The organism is Nostoc sp. CHAB 5715 (assembly GCF_020829685.1).
Classification (GTDB): domain Bacteria; phylum Cyanobacteriota; class Cyanobacteriia; order Cyanobacteriales; family Nostocaceae; genus Nostoc.
The window spans coordinates 1-3,069 of record NZ_JAIVFR010000902.1; the positions used below are offsets into that span (position 1 = coordinate 1).

Here is a 3,069-nt window from a genome sequence, read left to right on the forward strand (position 1 = left end):
CCGTACTTGTAGGGTTGGTTGACTAAGGTTTTGACAGTGGCACTCATCAGTAATAATCTCTCGTGTTCTGAACTCTTTTAGGATGGGAGGCGGATTGCGGCTAACCGATTCCCATCTCCCGTTACGGAATGGTTACACGGCTGCTAGAATAGTGGTGGAGAGTAAAACAACAGCTTTGTTGTTTAATCTATCTTCATTTTACGCTAAATTAACAACAACAATGTTGTCAAAGTCAAATTTTCAAATAAATTTTTGGGACGTTCGCTGAACGTCTTGCACCAACCATAAGATGGCGACTACCCACCAGTCCTCAACCAAGCAAGATATCCTAGAATATCTCCACAAACACCAAAAAGCAACGGCTTTGGAGCTAGCTGAAGTTTTAGATGTTACCCCTCAAGCGATTCGTCGCCATCTCAAAGATTTGGAGACGGAGGAGCTAGTTTTGTATGCGACATCAGTACAGGCGGCGGGGATGGGGCGGCCGCAGCATCTTTATCAGCTGAGTCGTCAGGGACGCGATCGCTTGCATCGAACAATGAGCGATCGCTTTGGAGATGGCCACGGAAATTTTGCGGTTTCGTTGCTAGACACCTTAGCCGAAACGGTAGGACACGACCAATTTAAATCGATTTTAGAGAAACAGTGGCAGCGCAAAGCTCAAGAATATCGCGATCGCGTGGGTAACGGTTCATTGCTAGAACGTGTAGCCAACTTAGTAGAGTTGAGAAAAGCTGAAGGCTTTATGGCGGAGTATCACCCTGTTGATGTGAGTGACTGTGTGAAGAGCGATCGCTTTATCTTAATGGAGCATAACTGCGCCATTTCCAACGTTGCCGAGTCTTTCCCCAGCATCTGTGGTCACGAATTAGAAATGTTTGCAGCCGTCTTACCAGATTGTACCGTAGAACGCACCCACTGGATTATTGATGGCGAACATCGTTGTGGCTATTTGGTACAAATTCGTCATTAGTCATTAGTCATTAGTCATTAGTCATTAGTCACTAGTTATTAATTATTCCCATCACCCTCATCCTCCTCATCTCCCTCATCTCCCTCATCTCCCTCATCCCAATGCCCAACTAAATTTATGGATGTACCACCACAGCAACCATCAACACAATTTTTAACCCTGGAAGAGTCAGCAAAAGTAGACGCGGCTTTATTGTCTTCCTCAGAAAAGTTTTTAACAAGATTGACAATTTCATCACTTAAGCTTTTGAAGCATATCGCTCAAGAGTACGGTGTTGCTATTGAAGATTTGACAGCCCAGCAAATAATTGCCTGGTTTGAAAAAGATGGCAAAATTCGACGTGAACAAGGCATTGAAGGTTCATACCTGAAATGGTAAAGTTTGCATTTCATTGACTTTTAAAAAATAGCCATACAGAATATCCCGCTTCTAAAAAACTTTCATTTAAATGAGGCACACGGCAATGCCGTGTCCCTGCGAATAACTGTGTTTATATGTAATTAATTATTTTTTCTGTACTTTATCGAACAGAATACATGCGTCAGTCGTCAGAATTCAGTTGGGAATTTTGACCGAAAAAGCGGATGAATAACCGGGTTTAAAACCCCCACCAAATCGTAGATTTGGTGGTCAACAAGACCTGCGCCGGTCTGAATCCCCGACTGATGGAAACTTCGCGTAGCCGAAGTATTGATTCTGACCGGAGGCGGAGCGTCTCCGGCTCCGCTCCTGAATTCTTCTTCAAACCATTTATTTGTGAGGCTGCGCCAAACCCTTTTAACTTCTTTCTTTCTTTGTGTCCTTCTCTTCGAGACGCTGCGCGAATGCGTCCTTCTCTAACGAGACGCTGCGCGAATGCGGTTCGTTCTTCTTTCTTGTACTTAAAGTAGAGACGTTGCATTGCAACGTCTCTACATACCTAAAATCAATACCAAAAATCCTTAACCCAAGCGTATTGTTACCTATGTGGGAACCGCTATAAACAAAAAGCACCTTGAAAAAGGTGCTTTTAAAGTTGATAATATTTTGTTTATCAATCAATTATTTAAGCATTGTAATTGTTAGCGCGAGGACTACGAGCTCCAGTTGCGGCTCCAATCATTGAGGCTATTAAACCCAACAAAGAACCAAACACAAACCACCACAATCCCGAACGTAAATTAGCTGCTGCATCACGAGTTTGTTGGGCAGTTATGTTTGCCTGTGGTACATTAACACCACCTTGCTGTTGTACCTGGTTTATGACTTCCCCAGCGTTAGAAGCAGCAACACCAAAAGCACCAGATACTCCATTTGCTAACAGCCATGAGCTAACTGCCAAAGTCGTTGCCCAAAGAATTGCGCCGTTAAGAAGAGCTGTATTGCGGTTCATCGGCCCACAAGCACGGGCTGTAACCCAACCACCAGTAAATAGGGAAATTAGTAAAGCGATAGTTGACCAAAGCCCCGCATTACCCGCAGCGTTAGGGGCAATTGTTCTGGGTGCACCTGAACCTTCAACTGTGCCTGCCGCAAACGCACCAATTATAGCACTCAAAATTAATTGAGTGGCTAAAGCAACCAACAAACCAGAAATAATCGGCCCCCAGCGAACAAGATCATGATATTCACTTACTCGGCCTGCTACCACAGACTCAGTAGGAATAACGTCATTACCTGTGCGATTTACGTATGACATAGCTTATGTTCTCCAGTGCTGTTTCAGCAACCTTTATCTCAGGTATATTTATGTTTATGCTTAAAATTAAATAACTAAATCATCTGTTTTTATATCTATCAATAGAAAGAGTTGATAGGTATATCTTTAGTGAGAAAAAAACATTTTTTTAACAAATTTTAATACAATTTAGTATTTATTAGTATCTAAATAACTTTTCAGAAAATAAATTTTAAACATTAAAATTTTTAAATTAAAACACAATTAATTATTAAGTTTTATGAAACCCCAGCTTTAATTGTGTAGGCAATTAGACTTAAGACAAAACTTTGTAACGATTGTCAAAAGTAAGGATAATCAAAAATTAACGCATCCTCACAGCAGTACCTGTGGCAGTAATCAGCAAAAGAACTCCTGACTGGTCAATATTGATTGTGCC

The 3,069-nt window shown here is 41.7% G+C and carries 3 protein-coding genes; 2 read left to right on the forward strand and 1 reads right to left on the reverse strand.

Annotated features, from left to right (window positions below):
• Window positions 1–289: 289 nt before the first annotated feature.
• Both sufR and LC574_RS33400 read left to right on the forward strand, forming a co-directional pair.
• A complete protein-coding gene (sufR, locus tag LC574_RS33395; protein WP_229457873.1) occupies window positions 290–973 on the forward strand; it encodes an iron-sulfur cluster biosynthesis transcriptional regulator SufR in 684 nt (227 codons plus the stop codon).
• Window positions 974–1,090: 117 nt separating this feature from the next.
• A complete protein-coding gene (locus LC574_RS33400; protein WP_229457874.1) occupies window positions 1,091–1,351 on the forward strand; it encodes a hypothetical protein in 261 nt (86 codons plus the stop codon).
• A gap of 667 nt (window positions 1,352–2,018) precedes the next feature.
• Here LC574_RS33400 and LC574_RS33405 read toward each other — a convergent pair.
• Window positions 2,019–2,651 (reverse strand): hypothetical protein, encoded by a 633-nt coding sequence (locus LC574_RS33405; protein ID WP_229457875.1) that lies wholly within the window; start codon window positions 2,649–2,651, stop codon window positions 2,019–2,021.
• Window positions 2,652–3,069 lie beyond the last annotated feature (418 nt).